This is a genomic window from Streptomyces paromomycinus, assembly GCF_003865155.1.
GTDB lineage: Bacteria > Actinomycetota > Actinomycetes > Streptomycetales > Streptomycetaceae > Streptomyces > Streptomyces chrestomyceticus.
Genome location: NZ_BHZD01000001.1, coordinates 1,660,128 through 1,683,440, shown reverse-complemented (window position 1 = coordinate 1,683,440; position 23,313 = coordinate 1,660,128). Strand labels below are relative to the sequence as shown.

At 73.4% G+C, this 23,313-nt stretch carries 22 protein-coding genes; 14 read left to right on the top strand and 8 right to left on the bottom strand.

Annotation, left to right across the window (positions count from 1 at the left end):
• Positions 1–103 precede the first annotated feature (103 nt).
• Positions 104–1,201 carry an MBL fold metallo-hydrolase gene (locus OEIGOIKO_RS06405; protein WP_125052623.1) on the top strand — a complete coding sequence of 366 codons (1,098 nt, stop codon included), beginning with the start codon at positions 104–106 and terminating at the stop codon, positions 1,199–1,201.
• A 39-nt stretch (positions 1,202–1,240) separates the two neighbouring features.
• Here OEIGOIKO_RS06405 and OEIGOIKO_RS06400 read toward each other — a convergent pair whose 3' ends face one another.
• From OEIGOIKO_RS06400 to OEIGOIKO_RS06390, 3 genes are all read right to left on the bottom strand, one after another.
• Positions 1,241–1,861, bottom strand: a complete 621-nt coding sequence (locus OEIGOIKO_RS06400; protein ID WP_125052620.1) for a DedA family protein — start codon at positions 1,859–1,861, stop codon at positions 1,241–1,243.
• Complete coding sequence (locus OEIGOIKO_RS06395; RefSeq protein ID WP_125052617.1) at positions 1,858–2,676, bottom strand: MBL fold metallo-hydrolase; 819 nt, start codon at positions 2,674–2,676, stop codon at positions 1,858–1,860. The genes OEIGOIKO_RS06400 and OEIGOIKO_RS06395 overlap by 4 nt, the downstream gene beginning before the upstream one ends.
• 108 nt (positions 2,677–2,784) lie before the next feature.
• Positions 2,785–3,717 carry a LysR family transcriptional regulator gene (locus tag OEIGOIKO_RS06390; protein ID WP_125052615.1) on the bottom strand — a complete coding sequence of 311 codons (933 nt, stop codon included), beginning with the start codon at positions 3,715–3,717 and terminating at the stop codon, positions 2,785–2,787.
• 86 nt (positions 3,718–3,803) lie between these two features.
• Between OEIGOIKO_RS06390 and OEIGOIKO_RS43855 the strand changes: the two genes are divergently transcribed.
• The 8 genes from OEIGOIKO_RS43855 to OEIGOIKO_RS06355 all read left to right on the top strand — a co-directional run bounded on the left by OEIGOIKO_RS43855 (position 3,804) and on the right by OEIGOIKO_RS06355 (position 13,654).
• Positions 3,804–3,998 carry a putative leader peptide gene (locus OEIGOIKO_RS43855; protein WP_359130615.1) on the top strand — a complete coding sequence of 65 codons (195 nt, stop codon included), beginning with the start codon at positions 3,804–3,806 and terminating at the stop codon, positions 3,996–3,998.
• Positions 3,999–4,310: 312 nt separating this feature from the next.
• Positions 4,311–5,444, top strand: a complete 1,134-nt coding sequence (gene sfnG / locus OEIGOIKO_RS06385; RefSeq protein ID WP_125052613.1) for a dimethylsulfone monooxygenase SfnG — start codon at positions 4,311–4,313, stop codon at positions 5,442–5,444.
• Between the two features lie 60 nt (positions 5,445–5,504).
• Complete coding sequence (locus tag OEIGOIKO_RS06380; protein ID WP_125052611.1) at positions 5,505–6,722, top strand: acyl-CoA dehydrogenase family protein; 1,218 nt, start codon at positions 5,505–5,507, stop codon at positions 6,720–6,722.
• Between the two features lie 69 nt (positions 6,723–6,791).
• Positions 6,792–7,346: an NADPH-dependent FMN reductase gene (gene ssuE / locus OEIGOIKO_RS06375; protein ID WP_125052609.1), complete on the top strand. Its 555-nt coding sequence runs from the start codon at positions 6,792–6,794 to the stop codon at positions 7,344–7,346.
• Between the two features lie 21 nt (positions 7,347–7,367).
• Complete coding sequence (locus OEIGOIKO_RS06370) at positions 7,368–8,627, top strand: SfnB family sulfur acquisition oxidoreductase (RefSeq protein WP_246177237.1); 1,260 nt, start codon at positions 7,368–7,370, stop codon at positions 8,625–8,627.
• Positions 8,628–8,668: 41 nt separating this feature from the next.
• Positions 8,669–9,859, top strand: coding sequence for an LLM class flavin-dependent oxidoreductase (locus tag OEIGOIKO_RS06365; RefSeq protein WP_246177236.1), 1,191 nt, complete (start codon positions 8,669–8,671; stop codon positions 9,857–9,859).
• Between the two features lie 132 nt (positions 9,860–9,991).
• On the top strand, positions 9,992–12,115 hold the full coding sequence (locus OEIGOIKO_RS06360) for a phage holin family protein (protein WP_125052607.1): 2,124 nt from the start codon (positions 9,992–9,994) through the stop codon (positions 12,113–12,115).
• Between the two features lie 87 nt (positions 12,116–12,202).
• Positions 12,203–13,654, top strand: coding sequence for an amino acid permease (locus OEIGOIKO_RS06355; protein ID WP_125058506.1), 1,452 nt, complete (start codon positions 12,203–12,205; stop codon positions 13,652–13,654).
• Here the strand turns inward: OEIGOIKO_RS06355 and OEIGOIKO_RS06350 are convergent.
• The 3 genes from OEIGOIKO_RS06350 to OEIGOIKO_RS06340 form a co-directional block, all read right to left on the bottom strand.
• Positions 13,644–14,411 carry an SDR family NAD(P)-dependent oxidoreductase gene (locus OEIGOIKO_RS06350; RefSeq protein WP_125052605.1) on the bottom strand — a complete coding sequence of 256 codons (768 nt, stop codon included), beginning with the start codon at positions 14,409–14,411 and terminating at the stop codon, positions 13,644–13,646. The two genes, OEIGOIKO_RS06355 and OEIGOIKO_RS06350, sit on opposite strands and share 11 nt — an antisense overlap.
• 145 nt (positions 14,412–14,556) lie before the next feature.
• On the bottom strand, positions 14,557–15,138 hold the full coding sequence (locus OEIGOIKO_RS06345) for a TetR/AcrR family transcriptional regulator (RefSeq protein ID WP_125044107.1): 582 nt from the start codon (positions 15,136–15,138) through the stop codon (positions 14,557–14,559).
• An 85-nt stretch (positions 15,139–15,223) separates the two neighbouring features.
• Positions 15,224–15,667 (bottom strand): helix-turn-helix domain-containing protein, encoded by a 444-nt coding sequence (locus OEIGOIKO_RS06340; protein WP_125052603.1) that lies wholly within the window; start codon positions 15,665–15,667, stop codon positions 15,224–15,226.
• Positions 15,668–15,759: 92 nt separating this feature from the next.
• On the opposite strand from OEIGOIKO_RS06340, the gene OEIGOIKO_RS06335 reads away from it, so the two are divergent.
• Together OEIGOIKO_RS06335 and OEIGOIKO_RS06330 are read left to right on the top strand one after the other, a co-directional pair.
• Positions 15,760–17,655 carry an FAD-dependent monooxygenase gene (locus tag OEIGOIKO_RS06335; RefSeq protein WP_246177235.1) on the top strand — a complete coding sequence of 632 codons (1,896 nt, stop codon included), beginning with the start codon at positions 15,760–15,762 and terminating at the stop codon, positions 17,653–17,655.
• 137 nt (positions 17,656–17,792) lie between these two features.
• On the top strand, positions 17,793–18,194 hold the full coding sequence (locus OEIGOIKO_RS06330) for a nuclear transport factor 2 family protein (protein WP_125052601.1): 402 nt from the start codon (positions 17,793–17,795) through the stop codon (positions 18,192–18,194).
• A gap of 49 nt (positions 18,195–18,243) precedes the next feature.
• Here OEIGOIKO_RS06330 and OEIGOIKO_RS06325 read toward each other — a convergent pair whose 3' ends face one another.
• Positions 18,244–19,065 (bottom strand): helix-turn-helix domain-containing protein, encoded by an 822-nt coding sequence (locus tag OEIGOIKO_RS06325; RefSeq protein WP_125052599.1) that lies wholly within the window; start codon positions 19,063–19,065, stop codon positions 18,244–18,246.
• Positions 19,066–19,274: 209 nt separating this feature from the next.
• Between OEIGOIKO_RS06325 and OEIGOIKO_RS06320 the strand changes: the two genes are divergently transcribed.
• A complete protein-coding gene (locus tag OEIGOIKO_RS06320; protein ID WP_125052597.1) occupies positions 19,275–19,634 on the top strand; it encodes a YciI family protein in 360 nt (119 codons plus the stop codon).
• Between the two features lie 46 nt (positions 19,635–19,680).
• The gene (locus tag OEIGOIKO_RS06315) at positions 19,681–20,910 is read left to right on the top strand and encodes an RNA polymerase sigma factor (RefSeq protein WP_125052595.1); all 1,230 of its coding nucleotides are present in this window, start codon (positions 19,681–19,683) and stop codon (positions 20,908–20,910) included.
• A 19-nt stretch (positions 20,911–20,929) separates the two neighbouring features.
• Here OEIGOIKO_RS06315 and OEIGOIKO_RS06310 read toward each other — a convergent pair whose 3' ends face one another.
• Entirely contained in the window at positions 20,930–22,759 is a 1,830-nt protein-coding gene (locus OEIGOIKO_RS06310) for a hydroxysqualene dehydroxylase (protein WP_125052593.1), read from the bottom strand.
• Positions 22,760–22,978: 219 nt separating this feature from the next.
• Here OEIGOIKO_RS06310 and OEIGOIKO_RS06305 point away from each other — a divergent pair, with 219 nt between their 5' ends.
• On the top strand, positions 22,979–23,290 hold the full coding sequence (locus OEIGOIKO_RS06305; RefSeq protein WP_031010939.1) for a 4a-hydroxytetrahydrobiopterin dehydratase: 312 nt from the start codon (positions 22,979–22,981) through the stop codon (positions 23,288–23,290).
• The last annotated feature ends 23 nt before the right edge of the window (positions 23,291–23,313 follow it).

The window sequence follows — 23,313 nt, the reverse complement described above, 5'->3', positions numbered from 1 at the left end:
CGGCACTCCTCCCCTCCGGCCTTCGTCCCGGCCCCCGCCCGTACCCCGGTGGCCGTCCCGACCGGCAGCACGGCCGGTCATGCCCACCGAATGGAGCCCCTCGATGACCGAACAGACCGAACGTTCCCTCACCGAGCCTCTCCCGCCGCCCGCCGGCCCGCACCCGGCCGGCACCGCGCCCGCGCCGGTCCGCCCGACGGGCGAGGTCCGCACCTGGCCCCGCGACTTCACCGACCGGCTCACCGCCCCGCTGCCCGGCGTACGCGCCCTGGCCCGCATCGCCCGCGAGGGCAAGCTGCGGCCGTCCGCCCAGGCCCTCCTGGACATCCCCGAGCTGCCCTTCGAGCCCGGCCCCCTGCCGGAGCCCGGCCCCCTGGACATCGCCGTCACCTGGGCGGGCCACGCCAGCTGGGTGCTGCGCATCGGCGGCCTGACGGTGCTGACCGACCCCGTGTGGTCCCGCAAGATCCTGGGCACCCCGCCCCGCGTCACCCCGGTCGGCGTCCGCTGGCAGGACCTGCCGCCCGTCGACGCCGTCGTCATCAGCCACAACCACTACGACCACCTCGACGCCCCCACCCTCAAACGGCTGCCGCCGCACACCCCGCTCCTGGTGCCCGCCGGACTCGCCCGCTGGGCCCGCCGGCGCCGCTTCACCCACGTCACCGACCTGGACTGGTGGGAGGCGGTCGAACTGCCGGGCCCCGCCGGTCCGGTCCGCTTCGACTTCGTCCCGGCCCACCACTGGAGCAAGCGCACCCTGACCGACACCTGCCGCTCGCTGTGGGGCGGCTGGGTGCTGACGGCACCGGACGGGCGGCGGGTGTACTTCGCCGGCGACACCGGGTACGGCCACTGGTTCGAGGAGATCGGCGGCCGCTACCCGGGCATCGACCTGGCGCTGCTGCCCATCGGCGCCTACGACCCGCGCTGGATGCTGCGCCCGGTGCACACCGACCCTGAGGAGGCGGTCCGCGCCTGCCAGGACGTGGGAGCCCGCGCGATGGCCCCGATGCACTGGTCGACGTTCCTGCTGTCCGCCGAGGCGCCCCTGGAGCCACTGCACCGCGTACGCGCTGCCTGGGAGGCCGCGGGGCGTCCGCGTGCGGATCTGTGGGATCTGGCGGTGGGCGGGTCGCGGGTTCTGGAGGCCGGGGCCGAGGCCGGGGCTGGGGCCGGGGAGGGGGAGGCGGCCGGGTAGTCGGGTGCTCCGGGCGCGACCGGTGACGCCTACGCCCGCTCAGCCGCCCTTCCCGTGTCGCAGCCGCCGCCACACCGCGGGCGCCCCGCTGATCACCAGCGTCAGAGCGACCGCCGCCGCCACGCCCTGCCACGGCTCGCCGAACAGGGAGCCGCCCAGCAGGCCGATGAGCTGGTACGTCGCCGCCCAGGCCAGGCAGGCCGGCAGGTCGCCGCGGGCGAAGCGCCGCAGCGGCATCCGGGACAGCAGGCACGCCAGCATCACCGGGATCCGCCCGGCCGGCACCAGCCGGGACAGGACGAGCACCAGCACCCCGTGCTCGCGCAGCTTGGTCTGCGCCTGCGCCAGCCGTTCCGGTGCCGCGCGGTCGCGCAGCCGCTCCAGCCAGCGCGATCCGTTGCGCAACCGTACGCCGCGCTGCCCGAGCCAGTACAGCCCCAGGTCGCCGAGGAAGGCGGCGAGTGCGGACAGCCCGAAGACGATCAGCAGGGCCCACGGCGACCGCTGGTGGAAGGCGACCACGGCGGCGGAGCTGACCACCGCGCCGGTCGGCACCACCGGCACCAGCGACCCCAGCACCACCAGCAGGAACAGTGACGGATAGCCCACCACCTGCTGGGCCGACTCGGGGGGCACACCGCCCGCCGGCCCGCCGATCACCGCGCCGCCGCCAGCCGTACGGACTCGCCGTGCGCGAGCCGGTGCACCGCCACCCGGGGCGCCAGCAACCCGGTCTGCCGGGCGAACTCGTCACCGGGGGAGTGGAACTCGTGCGGGCGCACCGCGTCCAGGCCGATCGGCCAGTACGTGCCGTAGTGCACCGGCACCGCGCTGACCGGCGCCAGCCGGGCCGCCGCCTCGGCCGCCCGCCGGGCGTCCAGATGGCCGTGTCCGAGGAACGGCCCCCAGCCGCCCACCGGCAGCAGCGCCACGTCGACGGCGCCGACCTCCTCGGCCATGGTGTCGAAGAGCCCGGTGTCGCCCGCGAAGTACGTCGCCGCCGCGCCGTGCACCACATAGCCGAGCGCCGGCACCCGGTGCGGGCCGTACGGCAGCCGCCGCCCGTCGTGCGCCGCGCGCACCGCGCGGACGGTCACCTCACCGGCCCCGGGCCCGTCCCCGTTCGGGTGGGCGGCGCGGACCGTTGCCGTCTCGCCGGGCCGCAGCTCCGTGACCGGCAGCCCCCGCGCCGCCGCCACCCGCCGCAGCCCCGGTACGGCGGCGACGGCGCCGCGCGGCACCACCACCCGGGTGCCCGGCGCGAGGCGGGCGAGGGAGGCCGGGTGCAGGTGGTCGGCGTGCAGGTGGGAGACGAGTACGGCGTCGGCGCGGGCCGCGGCCGGCGGCGGCAGTTCGCCCCGGCGGCGCCGCAGATGCGCCAGCCGCCGTGTGAACAGCGGGTCGGTCAGTACCCGTACGCCCGAATCGGCGACCGTGACGGTGGCGTGTCCCCACCAGGTGACCTCCACCGCCACGATGACCTCCCGACCGGAAACGGAAACGGCGTGCCGTGCGCGGGCGCACGGTCTCCGTCCGCCGCACGCTCCACTCTCCGATCCTGCCTCATTCCGCTCCGGCACCGGTCAGGCCGGGCCGTGTCCGCCGGCCGGCCCGCCCGCCGGACGCTCCCCGGCCCGCCGGACGAAGATGGCGTGCAGATCCCGCGCGGCCCGTGGCACCGAGCCCGCCCGGCGGCGCTGGATCACCATGCGGACCTCGGTGGCGTCGTCCGCCAGCGGACGGCAGGTGATCGCGCCGCTGCGCTCCAGCGGGTCGCCGAGCACGCTGTAGTCGGGCAGCACGGTGGCGCCGAGCCCCTCGGCCACCATCAGCTTGCCCATCTCCGCGCCGTCGGCCGAGTACGAGAAGGACGGCGTACGGCCCCTGAGCAGCCGGTGGACGTAACGGTGCATGACGTACCCGGACCGCATCACGATCAGCGGCCCGGCCAGCAGATCGGCGACGGTGACCGCCTCCAGCGCGGCCAGCGGGCTGTCCGGGCGCACGCAGACGACCGGACGGCCGCGCAGCAGCTCGGTGGTGTGCAGGTCGGGCGGCAGGTCGTCGCCCCGCAGGTAGTTGACCAGCCCGAGGTCGAAGCCGCCCTCCGCGAGGCCCTGCTGGATGCCGTCCTGCTGGGCCGCGACCACCTCGACCTGCGTCAGCGGGTGGGCGGCGCGGAACTCGCGGACGGCCGGCACGAGCAGCGGCACCGTGGCCGCGTTGACCGTGCCCAGCCGCACCATCCGGCTGACCTGGTGCTGGTCGTCGGCCGCCCGGCGCAGCCGGTCGACGGCGTCCAGCACCCCGGTGATGTGCGGCAGCAACTCCCGGCCCTCGTCACTGATCTTCGCCCCGGACCGCTTGCGCTCCAGCAGCTCCACCCCCAGCTCCCGCTCCAGGTTGCGGACCGTCTCGCTCAGCGCGGGCTGCGACAGGTGCAGTTCCTCCGCCGCGCGGCGCAGCGACCCCAGCCGGGTGACCGCCGCCAGGTATTCCAGCTGTTCCATCCGCACGTGAGCCGCCTCCAACCGACAAGGGGAACCGGCGAATTCACCGGTCGACGGGGTGGTGGAAGGGGGACCCTATCACCACCTCGCGAATGCCTTGTCGACCTGCGGCGGCCGCCTGGGTAAACTCCGGGACAGGGCGGGAACGAACGGCCGGCCGCGGCCGTACCGCCGAATTGTTGCGGGGAGGTGACGTGTTGATGAAAAAGCCGGGACAGCTCACTCAACGGCGTCATGTGGACCTCGTACGCGTCTCCAGCGCTCTGTGTCGGCGCTCCGGCCGGTAGCGACGCGCCGGCGGGCCGGTCTCCCGGCAGCTGCCGGGCGGGCCGGTTGATCCGTTAGGTGATCCGTATTCGGAATCCCGCGCACTTCGCGCCGCATTTCCCCTTCCCCTTCTGGTGCCTCTCTGAGTGACCAGTCGCGGGCCCCGCTATCCGATTTCCGGGATTCCGGGGCCGGTGGGGCAGTGGAAATGATCGCGGGACGGTGCCGCATTGCCGCATTGCCGCATTTCCTCTTTTGTTCTTCAGGGCCGATCGCGCACCCGTGACCGCGCGCCGCCCCGCACGCTCTTCCAGACCTGCCGGGAGCCCCCCATGTCCGCACCACCCCTCTCCGAGCCGCTCCGCTTCGCCTACTGGGTGCCCAACGTCAGCGGCGGCCTGGTCACCAGCACCGTCGAGCAGCGCACCGACTGGGGCTACGACTACAACCGCGAACTCGCCGTCCTCGCCGAGCGGAACGGCTTCGACTACGCCCTGACCCAGGTCCGCTACATGGCCAGTTACGGCGCCGAACACCAGCACGAGTCCACCGCGTTCAGCCTTGCGCTGCTGCTCGCCACCGAACGCCTGAAGGTCATCGCCGCCGTGCACCCCGGTCTCTGGCACCCCGGCGTGCTGGCCAAGCTGGGTGCCACGGCGGACCGGCTCTCCGGCGGCCGGTTCGCGGTCAACGTCGTCAGCGGCTGGTTCAAGGGCGAGTTCACCGCGCTCGGCGAACCCTGGCTGGAGCACGACGAACGCTACCGGCGGGCCGAGGAGTTCATCACCGCGCTGCGCAGCATCTGGACCCAGGACCGCGCCCGGCTGGCCGGTGACTTCTACCGCATCCGCGACTTCTCGCTCAAGCCCAAACCGCTGAACACGCCGCAGCGCCCGCACCCGGAGATCTTCCAGGGTGGCAACTCCACCGCCGCCCGCGCCATGGCCGGACGCGTCTCCGACTGGTACTTCAGCAACGGCAAGGACTTCACCGGTGTCACCGAACAGCTCACCGACGTCCGCGCCGCGGCGGCAGCCGCCGGGCGGCCCGCGCCCCGCTTCGGGCTCAACGGCTTCCTGATCGCCCGGGACACCGAGGCGGAGGCCCGCGAGGTGCTGCGGGAGATCGTCGCCCACGCGGACACCGAGGCCGTGCACGGCTTCGCGGCCGCCGTCACCCAGGCGGGCCGGTCCACGGCGGACGGCAAGGGCATGTGGCAGGACTCGTCGTTCGAGGACCTCGTCCAGTACAACGACGGGTTCCGTACGGGGCTGATCGGCACCCCGGAACAGATCGCCGAGCGCATCGTCGCGTACAAGCGGCTCGGTGTGGACCTCTTCCTGCTCGGCTTCCTGCACTACCAGGAGGAGGTCGAGTACTTCGGCGAGCGCGTACTGCCGCTCGTACGCGAACGTGAGGCTCAGCTCACGGGTGAACCTGGGCATTCCGTCGCTGCCCCCGCCTGACAGGCCCGGTCCCGTACTCCGCACACATCGCGCCACCACCCACGCACGAAGGAGCGACCCATGAGCGCCGTAACCCCCGCCACCTGGCAGTCGCGGCCCGCCCCCGCCGAAGCCCGCGGATGGACCGACCGTGCCGCCGAGGTCGCCGCGATCCTCGCCACCGACGCCGCCGCCCGCGACCGCGCGGGCGTCACCCCCCACGCCGAGGTGCGGCTCCTGAAGGACGCGGGGCTGGTCACCCTGCTCGGCCCGGTCGCACACGGCGGCGGCGGACAGGACTGGACCACCGCCTACCAGGTCGTACGCGAGGTCGCCAAGGCGGACGGCTCGATCGCCCAACTGCTCGGCTACCACTACCTGTGGAACTGGGCGGCCCGGCTGGTCGGCACCCGCGAGCAGTGGGAACGCATCGAGGCGGAGGCGGCCCGCGGCCGGTGGTTCTTCGGCGGCGCGGTCAACCCGCGCGACGCCGACGTGGTCGTCCGGGACGAGGGCGACACGCTGGCCTTCAGCGGCCGCAAGTCCTTCTCCACCGGGAGCAAGGTCTCCGACGTCACCGTCCTCGAAGGCGTCCTGGAAGGCACCGACGATCATGTCTTCGCCCTCGTGCCCTCGGACAGCGATGGCCTGGCCTTCCACGACGACTGGGACAACATCGGCCAGCGGCTCACCGAGAGCGGCGGTGTCACCCTCGACCATGTCCGGGTCGGCTGGGACAGCGCGGCGGGCTACGTCGACAAGGTCTTCCAGCCGCGTGTCTACAACACCCTCAACGTCCCCACCATCCAACTGGTGTTCGTCAACCTCTATCTGGGCATCGCCGCGGGCGCCCTGGAGACCGCCGCGGGCTACACCCGCGACACCACCCGGCCCTGGCTGCACGGTGGCTACGACCGGGCCGTCGACGAGCCGTACGTCATCGACGTGTACGGCGGCCTGACCGCCCGCCTGTGGGCGGCCCAGGCGTTCGCCGACCGGGTGGCCGAGGAGGGACAGCGGCTGCACGACGACCCCGACGCGGTCACCGAGCGGGACCGCGGCGAGTTCGAGGTGCGGGTCGCCGCGGCCAAGGCACACGCGACCGACGTGGCCCTGGACACCGCCAACCGGATCTTCGAGGCCACCGGGGCCCGCTCCACCGCCACCGCCGAAGGGCTGGACCGTTTCTGGCGCAACGTACGGACCCACACCCTGCACGACCCCGTGGCCTACAAACGCCGCGAGGTCGGCCGCTACGTGCTCACCGGCGAACTGCCCACGCCTACTTGGTACTCCTGACCGGCCGCACCCGCTCCTCCTGATCGATCTCACCCGCTCCCGCTGACCGCTCCACCCGAGGTGACCGCCATGCCCACCGTCCTGTCCGTCTCCGGAAGCCCCTCCGCCACCTCCCGTACCGCCCGCCTGCTGCGCCACCTGGACACCAGGCTCACCGCCGAAGGCCACCGCGTCATCGAGCTCGACGTCCGTACGCTGTCCGCCGAAGCGCTGCTCGGTGCCGACTTCCAGCACCCGGACATCGTCACCGCCACCCGGCTGTTCGCGCAGGCCGACGGGGTGGTCATCGGCACGCCCGTCTACAAGGCCGCCTACTCCGGGCTCCTCAAGTCGCTCCTCGACCTGCTGCCCCAGTACGCGCTGGCGGGCAAGACCGTGCTGCCGCTGGCCACCGGCGGCAGCACCGCCCATGTCCTGGCCATCGACTACGCGCTGCGGCCGGTGCTCTCCTCGATGGGCGCCGCGCACATCGTCCAGGGCTGGTTCGTCCTGGACCGCCACCTCGACGTACGGGAGGACGGCACGCTGGGTATCGAGACCGGCACCGCTGAAGCCCTCCACCAGGTCCTCGGCCAGTTCTCCGGCGCCCTCGGCCGCGCACCGCTGCTCGCCGCCGCGAGCTGAACCGGCACCGGGAGAACGCACATGACCACCACCGCACCCGTCGAACCCACTGACCCCACCGCTCCCACTGACTCCACCTCACCCACCGCGCCACCGGGCGGCACGGCGCACGTCATCGCCGACGACGCCGAAGCGCTCACCGTCGCGGCCGGACTGGCCGACGCCTTCCGCCCCGGCGCGGCGGAGCGGGACGCCCGGCGACGGCTGCCGCGCGGCGAACTCGACCGGCTCTCGGCCAGCGGCCTCCTCGGCATCACCGTGCCGCGCGCCCACGGCGGCGCCGAGGTCTCGGCCGCGACCCTGACCGAGGTCTTCCGACTGCTCGCCACAGCCGACCCGAGCCTCGCACAGATCCCGCAGAGCCACTTCGTGTACATCAACGTGCTTCGTGCGCGGGGAAGTTCCCGGCAGCGGGAGTTCTTCTTCCGCGAGGTGCTGGCCGGACGCCGCTTCGGCAACGCGCAGTCCGAGGCGGGCACCCGGCACGTCCAGGACCTCCGGACCCGCTTGGAGCCCACCGGGGACGGTTACGTACTGACCGGGACCAAGCACTACTCCACGGGCGCCCTGTTCGCCGACTGGATTCCGGTACTGGCCCGCGGCGCCGGGGACAGGCTGCACGTCGCGTACGTACCGCGCGACGCGCCCGGCGTCACCGTCGTCGACGACTGGGACGGCATGGGGCAGCGCACCACCGCCAGCGGCACGGTCCAACTGGAGGCGGTCGCCGTACCGGCCGACCGTGTCGTTCCGCACCACCTCACCTTCGAGGGCCCGCAACTGCACGGTGCGGTCGCCCAGTTGCTGCACGCCGCCATCGACACCGGCATCGCCCGCGGAGCGCTGGCCGAAGCGGCGGAGTTCGTCCGTACGCAGAGCCGGCCGTGGTTCGAGAGCGGCTTCGACACGGCCGCCGAGGATCCGCTGCTCGTCCAGCGCTTCGGTGAACTGGAACTGCGGGTCCGGGCCGCGCACGCCCTTCTGGAGGCCGCGGCCCGCGCCGTGGACACCGCCACCACCCGCCTCACCGACGACACCGCTGCCGAGGCGTCGATCGCGGTCGCCGCGGCGAAGGCGCACGCGGGGGAGACGGCGGTGGAGACCGGCAGCGCGCTCTTCGAGGTGGCCGGCACCCGGGCCGCCCTGGACGGGCTCAACCTGCACCGGCACTGGCGCGACGCGCGCACCCACACGCTGCACGACCCGGCGCGCTGGAAGGTGCAGCACCTCGGCCGTCACGTCCTCAACGGCACCCGGCCGCCCCGGCACGGCCTCCTCTGACACCCCTTTTCCGCCGTTCCTCCTCTGCTCCCGGAGACCTCGTGACCCTCACCTTCCACTGGTTCCTGCCGACCTACGGCGACAGCCGGCACGTCGTCGGCGGCGGACACGGCGTGCCCGTCGGCGCCGCGGGCGGGCAGCGCGCCGCCACCCTCGGGTATCTCACCCAGATCGCCCGCGCCGCCGAACAGCTGGGCTTCGAGGGCGCGCTCACCCCCACCGGAGCCTGGTGCGAGGACGCCTGGCTGACCACGGCGATGCTGGCCCGGGAGACCGAGCGCCTGAAGTTCCTGGTCGCCTTCCGGCCCGGCGTCATCGCGCCCACCCTGGCCGCCCAGATGGCGGCCACTTTCCAGCGGCACGCGCCGGGCCGGCTGCTGCTCAACGTCGTCACCGGCGGTGAGAGCCACGAGCAGCGCGCGTACGGGGACTTCCTCGACAAGGAGGCCCGCTACGCCCGCACCGGCGAGTTCCTCGGCATCGTGCGGGACCTGTGGCAGGGGCGGACCGTCGACTTCGCCGGGGAGCACCTGCGGGTCGAGCAGGCGCGGCTGGCCCGCGTCCCCGACCCCGTACCGCCGGTCTACTTCGGGGGGTCCTCGGCGGCGGCCGGAGAGGTGGCCGCCCGGTTCAGCGACGTGTACCTGACCTGGGGCGAACCGCCCGAGCAGGTGGCGGAGAAGATCAGTTGGATACGGAAGCTGGCCGCCGATACCGGGCGTACGGTCCGCTTCGGCATCCGGCTGCACGTGATCACACGGGACACCGCGGACCAGGCGTGGGCCGAGGCGCGCCGCCTGCTGGACGGCTTCTCGCCGGAGGCGATCCGTGCCGTGCAGAAGGGGCTGGCCCGCAGCGAGTCCGAGGGGCAGCGGCGGATGCTGGCCCTGCACGGCGGCAGTACGGACGGGCTGGAGGTCGCGCCCAATCTCTGGGCGGGCATCGGGCTGGTACGCGGCGGCGCGGGCACCGCCCTGGTGGGGAGTCATGCCGAGGTGGCGGAGCGGATCACCGAGTACCACCGGCTCGGTGTCGAGGAATTCGTGCTGTCCGGGCATCCGCACGTCGAGGAGGCGTACTGGTTCGGGGAGGGCGTGCTGCCGCGCTTGGCGGACGCGGGGCTGTGGAGGCGTTCGGGGGCGGGTGCCGCGGGGGTGGCGGCCACGGCGTCGGGCGGGCCGGACGTGCCCGACGTGCCGGACGTACAGGTTCCGTTCGCCGGGAGAGCTTGAGGCGGGTGCCGGGGCCGACACCTCCCGGCGCCGTCGTCCGGCCGCGCTGTCAGTGGGCTGTGACACGCTGTATGCGTGACGCCCGGCGAGGGTGTCGGAGCGTGACGAGCGCGGGAGCGAGGTGAGCGCGCCATGCGGCGGCCCCGGTGGCGGACGGCGGGCGGAGCCCTGCTGCGGGTGACGGCGGTCTGGGTGGTGTCGTCGCTGACGCTCCTGGTGCTCGCCGCCCTGCTGCCCGACTTCCGTCTCCAGTCCGCGAGCGGTGACAGCCTCACCCGTACGTTCCTCACCGCCGCGCTGGGCGCCGGAGCCTTCGGCCTGCTCAGCGCCCTGGTCTGGCCCCTGCTCGTACGGGCCCTGCTGCTGGTGCCCGCTCTCGTCCTCGGACTGCTGGTCTTCTTCCTGAACGGTTCGCTGCTGCTGGTCGCCCTCGGACTGATCCCCGAGGGACGCGGCCAGGCCGCGCCCGAGACGGCCGTGATCGTCGCCGCCGTGATGTCCGCGACCTCGTCCGCCACCTCCACCTTCCTCGCCGTGCGGGACGACGAGGCGTACCGCCGCCGCCTGGTGCGGCTGGCCGGCCGCCGGCACGGCCGCCGCCGCGGCGCCCCCGGCGACCAGGGCCCCATAGCGCCCGGCACGGTCTTCCTCCAGCTCGACGGCCTCGGCCACGACCTGCTGCGGGAGGCGACGACCGGCGAGCGGCCCCTGATGGGGACGGTCGCGGACTGGCTCGGCGGCACCCACCGGCTGACCCCGTGGCGTACGGACTGGTCCAGCCAGACCGGCGCCAGTCAGCTCGGCATCCTGCACGGCACCAACCACGACCTGCCCGCCTTCCGGTGGTACGAGAAGGAGACCCGCCGGCTGATCGTGAGCAACCGGCCCAGCGGCGCGGTCGAGCTGCAGAAGCGCGCCGAGGCCCGTACGGGCGACGCCGGGCTGCTCGGTTTCGACGGCGCGAGCCGCGGCAACCTCTTCAGCGGCGGCGCCGACCAGCTCGCCCTGGTGATGTCGGTGGCCGCCCGCCGCGGCCGGCACAACCGCTCCCGCGCCGGCTATTTCGCGTACTTCTCCGACCCGGCCAACGCGACCCGTACGGCGGTGTCCTTCCTCGCCGAGATCTTCCGCGAGATCGGCCAGTCCCTGCGGTCCCGGTTCCGCCGGGAGACCCCGCGCGTCAAACGCGGCGGTCTCTACCCGTTCATCCGGGCCTTCGCGACCGTCGTCGAGCGCGACGTGGTGGTCGCCGCCGTCATCGGCGACCTGCTGGCCGGCCGGACCGCCGTCTACGCCGACCTGGTCGCCTACGACGAGGTGGCCCACCACTCCGGCCCCCGGCACCGCGACACCCACCAGGTGCTGCGCCGCCTGGACCGCGCCGTCGGGCTGATCGCCGACGCCGCGCAGTACGCCCCCCGCCGCTACCGGATCGTCCTGCTCTCCGACCACGGCCAGAGCCCCGGCGCGACCTTCCTGGACAGCTACGGCCTCGGCCTGGAGGACCTGGTGCGGGCCGGCTGCGGCCTGCCGGTCTCCCGGCGCGCCGGGCGGACCGCGAGCGGTGCCGAGGCGCGCGAGGCGGCCCGCGCCGCGCTGCACCGCCCGGAGGGGGAGGACGGCTGCGGCCCGTCCGACCCCGTCGTGCTGGCCTCGGGCAACCTGGGCCTGGTGTCCTTCCCCGACCTGCCCGGGCGGGTCACCCGCGAGGAGATCGAGCGCCGCCACCCCGCGCTGCTGGCCACCCTCGCCAACCACCCCGGCATCGGCTTCCTGCTGGTCCGCTCCGCCACGGACGGCGCCGTCGTGCTGGGACCCGGCGGCGCCGAGCACCACCTCGGCACCGGCCGGATCGTGGGCCACGACCCTCTGGCCGGCTTCGGCGCGGGCGCCGCGGACGCCGTACGGCGCACGGACGGCTTCCCGCACACCGCGGACATCATGGTCAATTCCTCCTGCGACCCGGCCACCGGCGCGGTGCACGCCTTCGAGGAGCAGATCGGCTCGCACGGCGGGCTGGGCGGCGAGCAGAGCAGACCCTTCCTGCTGTGGCCCGCCGAGCTGTCCCCGCCCTCCGCCGACGGCGCGGAGCCGACCGGTGCCGAGCAGATCCACGCCGTCCTGCGGCGCTGGCTGCGCGAGGTCGACGGACCGCAGATACCCCTCGGGGGTCCGGCGGACGAACTGCGGCCGGGAGGGCCCACGCCCGAAGTATTTTCACCGGCCGACGGTGCCGTGCGGGACAAAACCCGCTGATTTTGTGCAACGTTGCAGGTCGAAGACGATGAGCAGCCGCCCGGCACCTCCGGGCGCGCACAGCACGACGAGAGGCTCACCCCAGCCATGCACGACCGGCACACCCGCCGCTTCGGTCTAGGGACCGCCATCTGTCTGGTGATGGGCAACATCATCGGCGGCGGCATCTTCCTCCTGCCGGCCTCGGTAGCCCCCTACGGCACCGTGAGCCTGGTCGCCTTCGGCGTCCTGACCGTCGGCGCCATCGCGCTGGCCCTGGTCTTCGGACGGCTGGCCGCCCGCCACCCGGACACCGGCGGCCCCTACGTCTACGCCCGCGAGGCGTTCGGCGACTTCGCGGGCTTCCTGTCGGCCTGGTCCTACTGGACCATGACGTGGGTCAGCAACGCGGCCCTCGCGGTCGCCGCGGTCGGCTACGTCCACGTGCTCTTCCCCGGGCACGACTCCAAGGGCATGGACCTGCTGGTGGCGCTGGTCGCGCTCTGGCTCCCGGCGCTCTCCAACTTCGCCGGCACCCGCTACGTCGGCGCGGTCCAGCTGGTCTCCACCGTCCTGAAGTTCGTCCCGCTGCTCTTCATCGCGATCGTCGGACTGTTCTTCTTCGACCCGGACAACCTGGGCTCCTTCAACGAGGGCGGCGGCAGCGCGATCGGCGGCATGTCGGCGGCCGCGGCCATCCTGCTCTACAGCTACGTCGGCGTGGAGTCCGCGGCGATGAGCGCGGGCGAAGTGCGCGACCCCGAGCGCAACGTGGGCCGCGCCACCGTCCTCGGCACGATCGGCGCCGCCGTCGTCTACCTCCTCGGCACGGTCTCGGTCTTCGGCACGGTCGCCCACGACAAGCTGGTGGACTCCAAGGCGCCGTTCTCCGACGCGGTCAACGCCATGTTCGGCGGCCAGTGGGGCGGCACGGTCATCGCGATCGCGGCCGTCGTCTCCATCGTCGGCGCGCTCAACGGCTGGACGCTGATGAGCGCCCAGTCGCCGTACGCCGCCGCCAAGGACGGCCTGTTCCCGGCCGCCTTCCTGAAGAAGCAGCGCGGCGTGCCGACCTTCGGCGTACTGGCCGCCTCGGTGCTGGCCACCGCCCTGACCGTGCTCAACTACCTGATCGGCGCGGGCGGCGTCTTCGAGATCCTCGTCCTGATCACGACGTTCTCGGCGACCGTGCCCTACCTGCTCGCCGCGGGCGCCCAGATCTACTTCCTGCTGACCGGCGAGCGCGACAAGGTCCGCCCGGCCCGCTTCGTGCGGGACCTGGTGCTCGCGCTGGTCGCCTTCGGCTTCACCTTCTGGCTGGTGGCCGGCGCCGGGTACGCCGCGATCTACCAGGGCGTGCTGTTCCTGTTCGCCGGCATCCTCGTCTACGCCTGGATGGCGGCCCGCCGCACGGGCCGCCGCCGTCGCGCGGAGGAAGCGGCGGCCGGGGGAGCCGCGGCGGCCGAAGGGCCGGAAGCGGCCGAGGTGTCCACGGCGGCCGGGCAGCCCGCGGCCGTCGAGCAGCCCGCGGCCGGAGGGCCGGAAGAACCTAGGCGGTGACACCGCCGTCCACCACCAGCTCCGCGCCCACGGTGAACGCCGCCGCGTCGGACGCCAGGTGGAGCACCGCCGCCGCGATCTCGGCGGTGGCGGCCGAACGGCCCGCGGGCACCTCGCGCCGCATCCGCTCGGCCTTCTGATCCGCGGTCTCGCCCGGCAGCGTCGACATGGGAGTGTCGACCTTGCCGGGCGAGACCGCGTTGATGCGGATGCCGTCCTTGATGTGGTCGAGCGCGGCGTTGCGGGTCAGGGCGCTCACGGCGGCCTTGGCGGCGACGTACGCGCTGATCCCGGGGCGGCGCAGGGAGGCGCCCAGGTTGGAGGCGATGTTGACGATCGCGCCGCCGCCGTGCTCCCGCATGTGGCCGATCTCGTGCTTCATCGACAGGAACGTGCCGGTGAGATTGGTGTCCAGGGCGCGCCGCCAGTCCTCCTCGGGGATGTCGGCGGTCGGTGCCGGGGGCACGAACACCCCGACGTTGTTGACGGCCACGTCCAGCCCGCCGAAGCGGCGGACGGTCTCCTCGACCAGAGCGGCCACGTCCGCACCCCGGGTCACGTCGGCGGTGACGGCCGCCGCCCGGCCTCCCGCGGCCGCCACCAGGGCGACCGTCTCCTTCAGCGGCCCTTCGGTACGGCCGGCGACCACGACGTTCGCGCCCTCCCCGGCGAACGCCAGGGCGACCGCGCGGCCGATGCCGGTGCCGCCGCCGGTGACGAGCACGGTCTTTCCGGTGAAGCGTGCGGTGGTGTCCATGGTGGTGAGCCCTTCTCTGGTCGTGTGCGGTGAAGTCGCTATGAAGAACGATCGGTCTAGAATCGAGTCATGAGACGGCGGGGCCGGAAGTCGCTCCGGTCCCGTCAGGCCCTGCGTCAGACTGCCCCTGCCCCTGCCTCGCCCCTCAGTCCAGCAATGCCAGCGCCTGCTCCGCCGCGTCCCGGAGCCGGCCCGGCTCCTGGCCGGACTTGCCCATCAGGCGCAGCCCCTGCATCAGGACGAGCAGCATCCGGGCCAGCGCCCGCGGGTCACGGCCGGCGGGCAGCTCGCCCTGGGCCCGCGCCCGGGTGAGCGCCGAGGTGAGCGCCGTCTCCAGTACCGTCCAGCTCGCCTCGACCTGCCGGGCGGCGTGCCGGTCGTGCGCCGCCAGCTCGGCCGCCGTGTTCGTCACGAAGCAGCCGCGCCCCAGGTCGTCGCGGGCGGCCTCGTCCGCGAACCGGGTCACCAGCGCCCGTACGGCGGGCAGCGCGGGGCCCGGCTGGGACAGTTCCTCGATCAGGCCCGGGTCCGAGAGCCGGCTGTACCGCTCCAGGGCCTTGAGGTAGAGGTCGTGCTTGCTGCCGAAGGTCGCGTAGAGGCTGGCGCGGGCGATGCCGAGGTGGCTGACGAGGTCGGCCATCGACGTCGCCTCGTAGCCGCGCCGCCAGAACAGTTCGAGGGCTGCCTGGAGAGCGGCGTCCGGATCGAATTCCTTGGTCCGCGCCATGGGAAGGACTCTAGGCTTTCGAGACCGACCGGTCAATAATGATGAGTGCGGGCGATCAATAGTGATGAGTGCGGGCGACGTGCCGTCAGCGGCCCAGCGCCTGCGTGACGTTCCGGTCCAGTTCGGCGCGCAGCTGTGTGCACTCCCGTACCGGATCGTCCTTCGGGCAGGTCAGCAGGTGGGCGAGGCGCTGCTGCGCGGCCCGGAGATCCGCCGTCCGGTCCTCGATGAGCTGGATCGCACCGGTCAGCACCGCCCGCCCGGCAGGCCGCCGCACCCCGTCCGGCCCGCGTTCGCCGAGCGCGGCGGCGGTGTCCGCGAGGCTCAGCATGCCGCCGTGGTGCAGATGCTGTATCAGCGCGAGCCGTCGCAGCTCGCGGCGGCCGTAGTGCCGTACGTTGCCGCGGCGCCCGGCGGGCGGCAGCAGCCCCAGTTCGTCGTAGTACCGCAGCGTGGCGACCGACAGGCCGAAGCAGCGGGCCACTTCGCTGATCGCATGCAGTTCGTCGTCCTCGTCGCGGGGCGGCACGGTCCCATCTTGCGCTCAAGTCGGCTTGAGCGTCCAGGCTGGGCGGGCCGGGCCCGGCGACGGACCGGGCCGGGGACCGAGGACGGTGTGCTGTGCGCGGACGCGACACGAAGACGGAAGCGGAGCCCGTGGTGGCGGGCCCGGAGGCGACGGAAGGGCGACGGCCGACGGCGGGGCGGCCGCTCCCCGCGACCGTTCCGGTGCTGGTGGCCGGTGCCGGACCGGTCGGACTGACCACGGCGATGTTCCTGGCCCAGCGGGGCGTGCCCGTCCTCGTGGTGGACAAGCGGAATCCGTTCACGGGCCCGCCGCGGGCGCTGAGCAGCATCCGCACACTGGAACTGCTCCGGTCGGCGGGCCTCCAGAAGGCCGTCGAACGGACCGGCTGGTACGGCCCCGAGCCGTTCCAGGCCGTGTTCACGAACAGCGCGCTGGGCGGCGACCGGCAGCACGTGGCGCCTCCCGAGCCGTACGTACGGTGGCTGCGGAACTGCAGTCCGGTCGACAGCCGGCTGGTGCTCAACCACCTCCAGGTGCAGCGGCTGGCGTCGGACGAGCTGCTGCGGTGCGGCGGCGACGTGCGATTCGGGATCGCTGTGACCGGTCTCGAACAGGACCCGGACGCAGATGCCGATGCGGAGGCAGATGCATACCCGGACCCGGACCCGAACCCGAACCCGGAGAACCCGGACCCGAACCCGGACTCGGTCTTCGGCGGTGTACGGGTGCGGCTCGCCGACACCGCGACCGGCGAGGAGTACGGCATCACCGCGCGGTACGTGATCGGCGCCGACGGCGCGCACAGCACCGTACGGCGCCTCCTGGGCATCACCGTGCCCGACCGCGAGGTGGTCGCCCGGCTGCACACCGCCTTCTACCGGGCCGACCTGCCGACCGAGGCGGCCGGACTGCGCGACTGCGCGTGCTTCGTGCGGAACGCGGACGTCTACGCGACGGTCTTCTGCGTGAACGGCCGCGACCAGTGGGTCTCCCACCTCATGGACTACGCGGGCCGGCCGGACGACACGGACGGCATCGCGCCGCTCCCCACGGACCGCGCCCTGGTCCTGCTGCGGTCCGCCGTCGGTGACCCCGGCCTGCCCGTCGACCTGACGGCGGTGAACGCCTGGGAAGCGGCCGTGGGCGTGGCCTCGGCCTTCCGGCGCGGCCGGGTCTTCCTCGCGGGGGACTCCGCGCACGTACAGAGTTCGGCCGGCGGGCTCGGGATGAACACCGGCGTCCAGGACGGCCACAACCTCGCCTGGAAACTCGCCGCCGTGCTGCGCGGACAGGCCACCGAACGGCTGCTGGACACCTACGAGCCGGAACGCCGCGCCGCGGTACGGGCCTCCCTGGCGCTCTCCCGCACCCTGCACCACGGCTACCGGTCCCTCGGCGGCGGCGACCCGAACGCGCTGTACGAGCTGGCCGTACGGGACTACATCCGGGCGATGATGCGCTACGCGTACCCCGAGGGCGCGGTGGTCCCGCCCGACACCGCGCCCGCGCCCGCCCCCGGCCTCCTCGCCGACCACGCGGCCCCGGGCCACCGCCTGCCGCACCGCCTCCTGGAGCACCTGGAGTCCTTGGAGCACCTGGAGTCCCTGGAGCACCTGAAGCCCCCGAAGACCCCTGAGAACGGCCGGACCTCCACCCTCGACCTCGCCGGCGCCGACTGGGCCCTGTTCGCCGGGCCGCACGGCGCGCCCTGGCTGCCCGCCGCCACGGAGGCGGCCGCCGCCCTCGGCATCACCCTGAGCACGCACCGCGTCCCCGACGGCGCCCTCCCCGGACTGGCGCCCGACGGAGCCGTACTCGTCCGCCCCGACCACTTCGTGGCCTGGCGCGCCGACCGCCTCGCCACCGACCCGGGCACCGCCGTCAAGCGGACGCTGGCCGCGCTGCTCGGCCACGAGGTGAGCCGGACGCCGACGGACGTCCGGCCACGGCAGGACGCCACCCGGTCCGGCCCATTACCTGGCACGTAATCGACCCGCCCGCCGTGCCCCGGCATCTTTGAGTCACCGGTTCACGGGCCGGCGCACTCCGGCCCGCGAACCGGCCCACCAGGGTCGCGGCACACCCGCGGACCCGTACCGGACGACGAGACACGAGGAGAGTCGCCATGACGCAGACGGACACCCGGCAGGCGGGCACGGAGCGCTACCAGGACGCGGTCGAGCGGTACCTGGCGGCGTGGAACTCGGCCGGCCAGGACGCCGACGGCGCCGTCGAGGCCGTTGCCGCTGCCTTCACCGAGGACGCCACCTACACCGACCCGCTCGCCGACACCGTGGGGCACGACCAGCTCGCCGCCGTCATCGCCGGGGTCCACGCCCAGTTCCCCGGGTTCGTGTTCCGGCGGCTGGGGATGCCGGACGGGCACCACGACCTGGTCCGCTTCGGCTGGGAGCTGGTGGCGCCGGACGGCTCGGCGCCGGTCGCCGGGTTCGACGTCGCCACGCTCGCGGCGGACGACCGGATCCGTACCGTCTCCGGCTTTCTGGACCGCGTACCCGCCATGTGAGCCGGAGCCGGGGCCGGAGCCGCAGCCGCCCGCCGCGGGGGAGCGGGCGTCACGGCAGCCACGTCCGCAGATGTCCGGCCGTCTCCGGGTCCGCCGGGAGGAAGGTCTCCAGGGCGAGTTCGGAGACGGTCACGTCCGTCGGGGTGTTGAAGGTGGCGATCGTGGAGATGAACGACAGCACCCGGCCGTCGTGTTCGAGGAGCATCGGCAGCGCGTACGGCGCGTGCTCGCCGCCCGCGGCGGTCTCCCGCCCGCCCTCGGGCAGCGGATAGGCGCTGACCTCCTCGTAGACCGCCCGGAGCGGCGCGGACCGCAGGACCGCCAACTGCCGTTGCATCTGCGTCAGCAGGTGTTCCCGCCACTCCCGGAAGTTGCGGATGCGTGGGGCCATCCCGTCGGGGTGCAGGGTGACGCGCATGGCGTTCAGCGGCGGTTCCAGCAGCTTCGCGTCGACGCCCGCCAGCATCGCCTGGATGCCCCGGTTCGCGGCGACGACGTGGTAGGTGGCGTCGACGACCAGGGCAGGGAACGGCTCGTAGCCCGTCAGCAGCCGCTCCAGACCGCTGCGCAGCGCGTCCATCGACGGATCGTCCAAGGGGGTCTCCGGGAAGCCGGGGGCGTAACCGGCGGCGATCAGCAGCGCGTTGCGTTCCCGTACGGGGACGTCGAGATGCTCGGCCAGCCGCAGCACCATCTCCTGGCTGGGCCGGGCGCGGCCGGTCTCGATGAAGCTGATGTGCCGGGCGGAGGACTCGGCGCGCAGGGCCAGGTCGAGCTGGCTGACACGGCGCCGCACCCGCCACTCGCGCAGCAGCGCGCCCACCCCCGTCGTGTCGGACGCCTTCTTCGAGGAGACCGCAGCAGTCGTCATGGCCGAACCGTAACCGATTCCGTACGCGTGTACGGGTACCTGCCGGTGGGGTGCGTACGGGCCGGGTGCGGGCCTCACCGCCGTGGCGCGGCACCGCCCGAGAGAAACTCTGCGAAAAAATCCGGCGGACCTGTCGATCCGGCGCTCTCCCGTTCGACGCAGGGGTGAGAGGCGGGGAACGGCCCCGCCCGCACGACCGAGGAGTCACCGTGCCGCGCTTCCTGACGCTGATCCGCATCGACGAGAACGACGCCCCCGAGGGCGGTCCCAGCCCCGAACTCCAGAAGCGTATGGGCGTGCTGATGGCGGAGATGACCAAGGCCGGGGTCATGCTGGACAACGCCGGGCTCACCCCCACCTCCCAGGGCACCCGGGTCACCTGGTCCGGCGGGAAGCTGAGCTCCACCGACGGGCCCTTCACCGAGACCAAGGAGGTCGTCGGCGGCTATCTGCTCATCCAGGCCAAGGACAAGGCCGAGGCGCTGGAGTGGGCGAGCCGGTTCCTGCGCGTCCACGAGGAGCACTGGACCGTCTCCGTCGAGATCCGCGAGATCGCCGCGAACTGCTGACCCGGCCGTGCTTGTCGCTCCCGCGCACGGCTGATCTGATGGGGCCGTGACGGGAGCGGGCACGGCCGACGCGGTCGAGACGGTGTTCAGGATCGAGTCCGCGCGGATCATCGCCGGTGTCACCCGCATCGTGCGGGACGTGGGCATCGCCGAGGAACTCGCGCAGGACGCGCTGGTCGCCGCGTTGGAACAGTGGCCGCAGTCAGGTGTCCCGGACCGGCCGGGCGCCTGGCTCATGGCCACCGCCAAGCACCGCGCCGTCGACCTCGTCCGCCGCAAGGAGACGTACGCGCGCAAGCTGGCCGAGGTCGGGCGGGCGCTGGAGGACGTGCCGCCGCCCGAACCGGCGGACGTGGAGGACATCGACGACGACCTGCTGCGGCTGATCTTCACCGCCTGCCACCCCGTGCTGCCCGCCCCGGCCCGCATCGCGCTCACCCTGCGGCTGCTGGGCGGGCTGACCACGCCGGAGATCGCCCGCGCCTTCCTCGTCGCGGAGTCCACGGTGGCGCAGCGCGTGGTGCGCGCCAAACGGACGCTCGCCGAGGCCCGGGTGCCCTTCGAAGTCCCGTACGGCACCGAGCGGTCGGCCCGGCTCTCCTCCGTCCTGGAGGTCATCTACCTCGTCTTCAACGAGGGGTACGCCGCGACGGCCGGCGACGACCTGGTGCGCCCGGCCCTGTGCGAGGACGCGCTCCGCCTCGTCCGGGTCCTGGCGAACCTGATGCCGGACGAGCCCGAAGTGCACGGCCTGGCGGCGCTGCTGGAGTTCCAGGCGTCGCGCATCCCCGCCCGTACGGGGCCCGACGGCGAGCCGGTGCTGCTCGCCGACCAGAACCGCGCGAAGTGGCACCGGCTGCTCGTCCGCCGTGGCGTCGACGCCCTGCACCGCGCCGGGCACGGCCCGTACTCGCTCCAGGCCGCGATCGCCGCGCACCACGCGCTGGCCTTCCGGTACGAGGACACGGACTGGGCCGCCATCGCCGCCCTCTACGACCGGTTGCTGGCGCAGTGCCCGTCCCCGGTGGTCGAGTTGAACCGGGCGGTCGCCGTCTCGATGGCCGAAGGACCGGCCGCCGCCCTGAAACTGGTGGACGCGCTGGCCGACGACCCCGCCCTGAAGGGTTACCACTTGCTGCCGAGCGTCCGCGGTGACCTGCTGGAACGCCTGGGGCGGTGGCCCGAGGCGCGCGAGCAGTTCGAGCGGGCGGCGGCCCTGGCCCGTAACGCGCGGGAGCGGGAACTCCTCCTGGCCAGGGCGGCGCGCTCCGGCTGATCCGTTCGACGCCCCCGCGTCACCCCAGGTCGAAGACGTTGCGCAGCCCGAGCCGGTGCCGCGTCTCGTCGTGTCTTCTGAGCGGCGCGAACTCCGGTGCGCGGTACAGCGGAATGACGGCGCACCGTTCGGCGGCGGAACCGGAAGCGTCCAGCAGCGCGTTCACGGCCTGGCGTGCGGACGCGTTGGCGCCCTCCATCGTCGCCAGGTCGATGTCGACGGCCACATAGTCCCCGGCCAGGAAGAGGTTGGGGATCGCCGTACGGGAAGCGGGCCGGTTCAGCCAGGAGCCGGTGGGGTGGATGAGCAGTTGCTCGTCGTTGGCGGGGTGCGGGGTGCCGAGCCCGGACACCGCCGGGTCCAGGAACCAGGAGTGCAGCGTCGCGTCACGCAGCACGGTCTTGCCGGTGTCGTTGAGGCCGGCCTTCATCTGGGCCCAGACCTCCCGCGCGACCTCCTCGCGCGTGCACTGCTTGGCCGTCTTCCCGTACAGGATGCCCGGCTGGTCCCACTCCGAGATGTCCACCGACAGGCAGTCGGCGGCCTGCCCGTCGCCGTAGTCGGCCGGGAAGTCACGGTTCTTCCAGTACTGCGCCTGGCCGACCGCGGTCAGTGACCAGGGTGAGTCGATGTGGTTGACGTGCCCGTGGATGATGGGCGTGGGCTCGGTCAGATAGAACTGGATGCCCGTCATCCAGTCGGTGGCCAGCTTGTCGCAGCGCGCCAGCTGCGGGTCGGCGGCCCGTACGGCGGCGTTCCAGGTGGCGCGGGCGTGTTCGACCGGCATCGCCTGTACGAAGTGGTCGGCGACCGTCGTCTGCCGTACGCCCTGCGGGTCGGTGACGACCGCCTCCGCGATCCGGCCGCCCGCCAGCCGCAGGTCCCGTACGGCCCAGCCGACCTTGAACTCCACCCCGAGCGACCGCAGGTACGCCACCCACGGGTCGATCCACGCCTCGTTGGTGGGCAGGTTCAGCACCCGGTCCGGCTGTCCGTCCGCGCCCCGCCCCAGCAGGTTGAAGACGAAGGCCTCGGCGCAGGTCGCGACGGTGCGGGTGGAGGCGATCTCCGCCTTGGTCGCGACGATGTTGCGGGTCAGGCCGATGGCCAGCAGGCGCTGGTAGTCGGGGGACATCGACGCGGCGCGCAGGAAGCGCCACCAGGGTGTGTGCTCCCAGACGTCCAGCCGGCGCCGGTCGCAGCTGGTGAGGAAGACCAGCAGCCGGTTGGCGAAGTAGGCGATCTCGTGGGCGGGCAGGCGGGTGGCGGTGTCCAGCAGGCCGGTCAGCATGCGCAGGAACGCGTCGGGGGTGAGGACCGGCGGGGGAGTGCCGACGGCGGAGAACGGGATACGGATGTCCTCCCGGCCGCGGGTACGGGCGAACATCACCTCGGTGGAGGCCACCAGGTTGTCGTGACAGCCGTTGGCGTTGCCGGGGAACGGAATGCGGCGCAGGGTGTCCGGGAGGTTGTGGTAGATGCCCGGGATGAAGCGGAAGCCGTGCTCGCCGGGCAGCGGCTTGCGGCCGCCGCGCGCGCTGTCCGGCACGTCCATGCTGCGGGCCTTGCCGCCGAGGCCCTTGGGCTTGCGCTCGTACACGGTGACCTGGAAACCGCGTTCGGCCAGTTCGTGCGCGGCGGTCAGCCCGGCCACCCCGCCGCCGAGGACGGCCACGGTCCGGCCGGCGGCGCGGCGCCGGGCGGCGGCGGACGCGGGCGCGGCGGCCGCCGTACCGCCGGTTCCCAGGGCGAGCGCGCCGCCCACCGCCGCCGCCCCGCCCAGGAACGCCCGCCTGGGCTGCCCGCCGCCGGCTTCGCGCGTGTGCTCCGTACGGCCTTCGGTGTCCACGGCTGCTCCCTACTACCCCCGGTAACGGACGGCCCGTCAGGCGCAGGAGCTTAGAAGCGGCCCCTCGGCCCCGGAAGTCCGCGGCGTGGCCGTCCGCACATTGGCGGGAAAGCGTCCTCGGCGTGCCACGCTGGAACTGCTGCAATCGACAGTGCGCGGACGGCCCGGTGGTACGGGCGGTACGCGCGGCCATGCGCTGTGACGGAGAGGCGGAGCGAGATGGACGCTCAGGTGGACCTGCTGACGGACAAGGAGATCGAGGACCGCCTCGCGGAGTTGCCCGGCTGGTCGGTGACGGACGGCAGTCTGACCCGCACCTACACCTTCGAGCGGCACCTGCCGGCGGCCGCGATGGTGATCCACGTCGCCCAGATCCAGGAGGAGCTGAACCACCACTCCGAACTGACCCTCGGCTACAACACGCTGACCGTCGCCGTGAACACCCACAGCGCCGGCCACGCCGTCACCGCCCTCGACTTCACCCTGGCCCACCGGGTCGAGGAGATCGCCACCGGCCACGGGGCGAGCTGAGCGGCGGGCGGCGGGCCGGCCGG

What these genes read in the sequence shown, in the direction of transcription:
- OEIGOIKO_RS06360 (WP_125052607.1), top strand. Translation starts at nt 9,992, where the DNA reads ATGCGGCGGCCCCGGTGGCGGACGGCGGGCGGAGCCCTGCTGCGGGTG.
- OEIGOIKO_RS06330 (WP_125052601.1), top strand. Translation starts at nt 17,793, where the DNA reads ATGACGCAGACGGACACCCGGCAGGCGGGCACGGAGCGCTACCAGGAC.
- OEIGOIKO_RS43855 (WP_359130615.1), top strand. Translation starts at nt 3,804, where the DNA reads ATGCCTTGTCGACCTGCGGCGGCCGCCTGGGTAAACTCCGGGACAGGG.
- OEIGOIKO_RS06370 (WP_246177237.1), top strand. Translation starts at nt 7,368, where the DNA reads ATGACCACCACCGCACCCGTCGAACCCACTGACCCCACCGCTCCCACT.
- OEIGOIKO_RS06305 (WP_031010939.1), top strand. Translation starts at nt 22,979, where the DNA reads ATGGACGCTCAGGTGGACCTGCTGACGGACAAGGAGATCGAGGACCGC.
- OEIGOIKO_RS06345 (WP_125044107.1), bottom strand. Translation starts at nt 15,138, where the DNA reads ATGGCGCGGACCAAGGAATTCGATCCGGACGCCGCTCTCCAGGCAGCC.
- OEIGOIKO_RS06405 (WP_125052623.1), top strand. Translation starts at nt 104, where the DNA reads ATGACCGAACAGACCGAACGTTCCCTCACCGAGCCTCTCCCGCCGCCC.
- OEIGOIKO_RS06380 (WP_125052611.1), top strand. Translation starts at nt 5,505, where the DNA reads ATGAGCGCCGTAACCCCCGCCACCTGGCAGTCGCGGCCCGCCCCCGCC.
- sfnG (WP_125052613.1), top strand. Translation starts at nt 4,311, where the DNA reads ATGTCCGCACCACCCCTCTCCGAGCCGCTCCGCTTCGCCTACTGGGTG.
- ssuE (WP_125052609.1), top strand. Translation starts at nt 6,792, where the DNA reads ATGCCCACCGTCCTGTCCGTCTCCGGAAGCCCCTCCGCCACCTCCCGT.
- OEIGOIKO_RS06350 (WP_125052605.1), bottom strand. Translation starts at nt 14,411, where the DNA reads ATGGACACCACCGCACGCTTCACCGGAAAGACCGTGCTCGTCACCGGC.
- OEIGOIKO_RS06355 (WP_125058506.1), top strand. Translation starts at nt 12,203, where the DNA reads ATGCACGACCGGCACACCCGCCGCTTCGGTCTAGGGACCGCCATCTGT.
- OEIGOIKO_RS06325 (WP_125052599.1), bottom strand. Translation starts at nt 19,065, where the DNA reads ATGACGACTGCTGCGGTCTCCTCGAAGAAGGCGTCCGACACGACGGGG.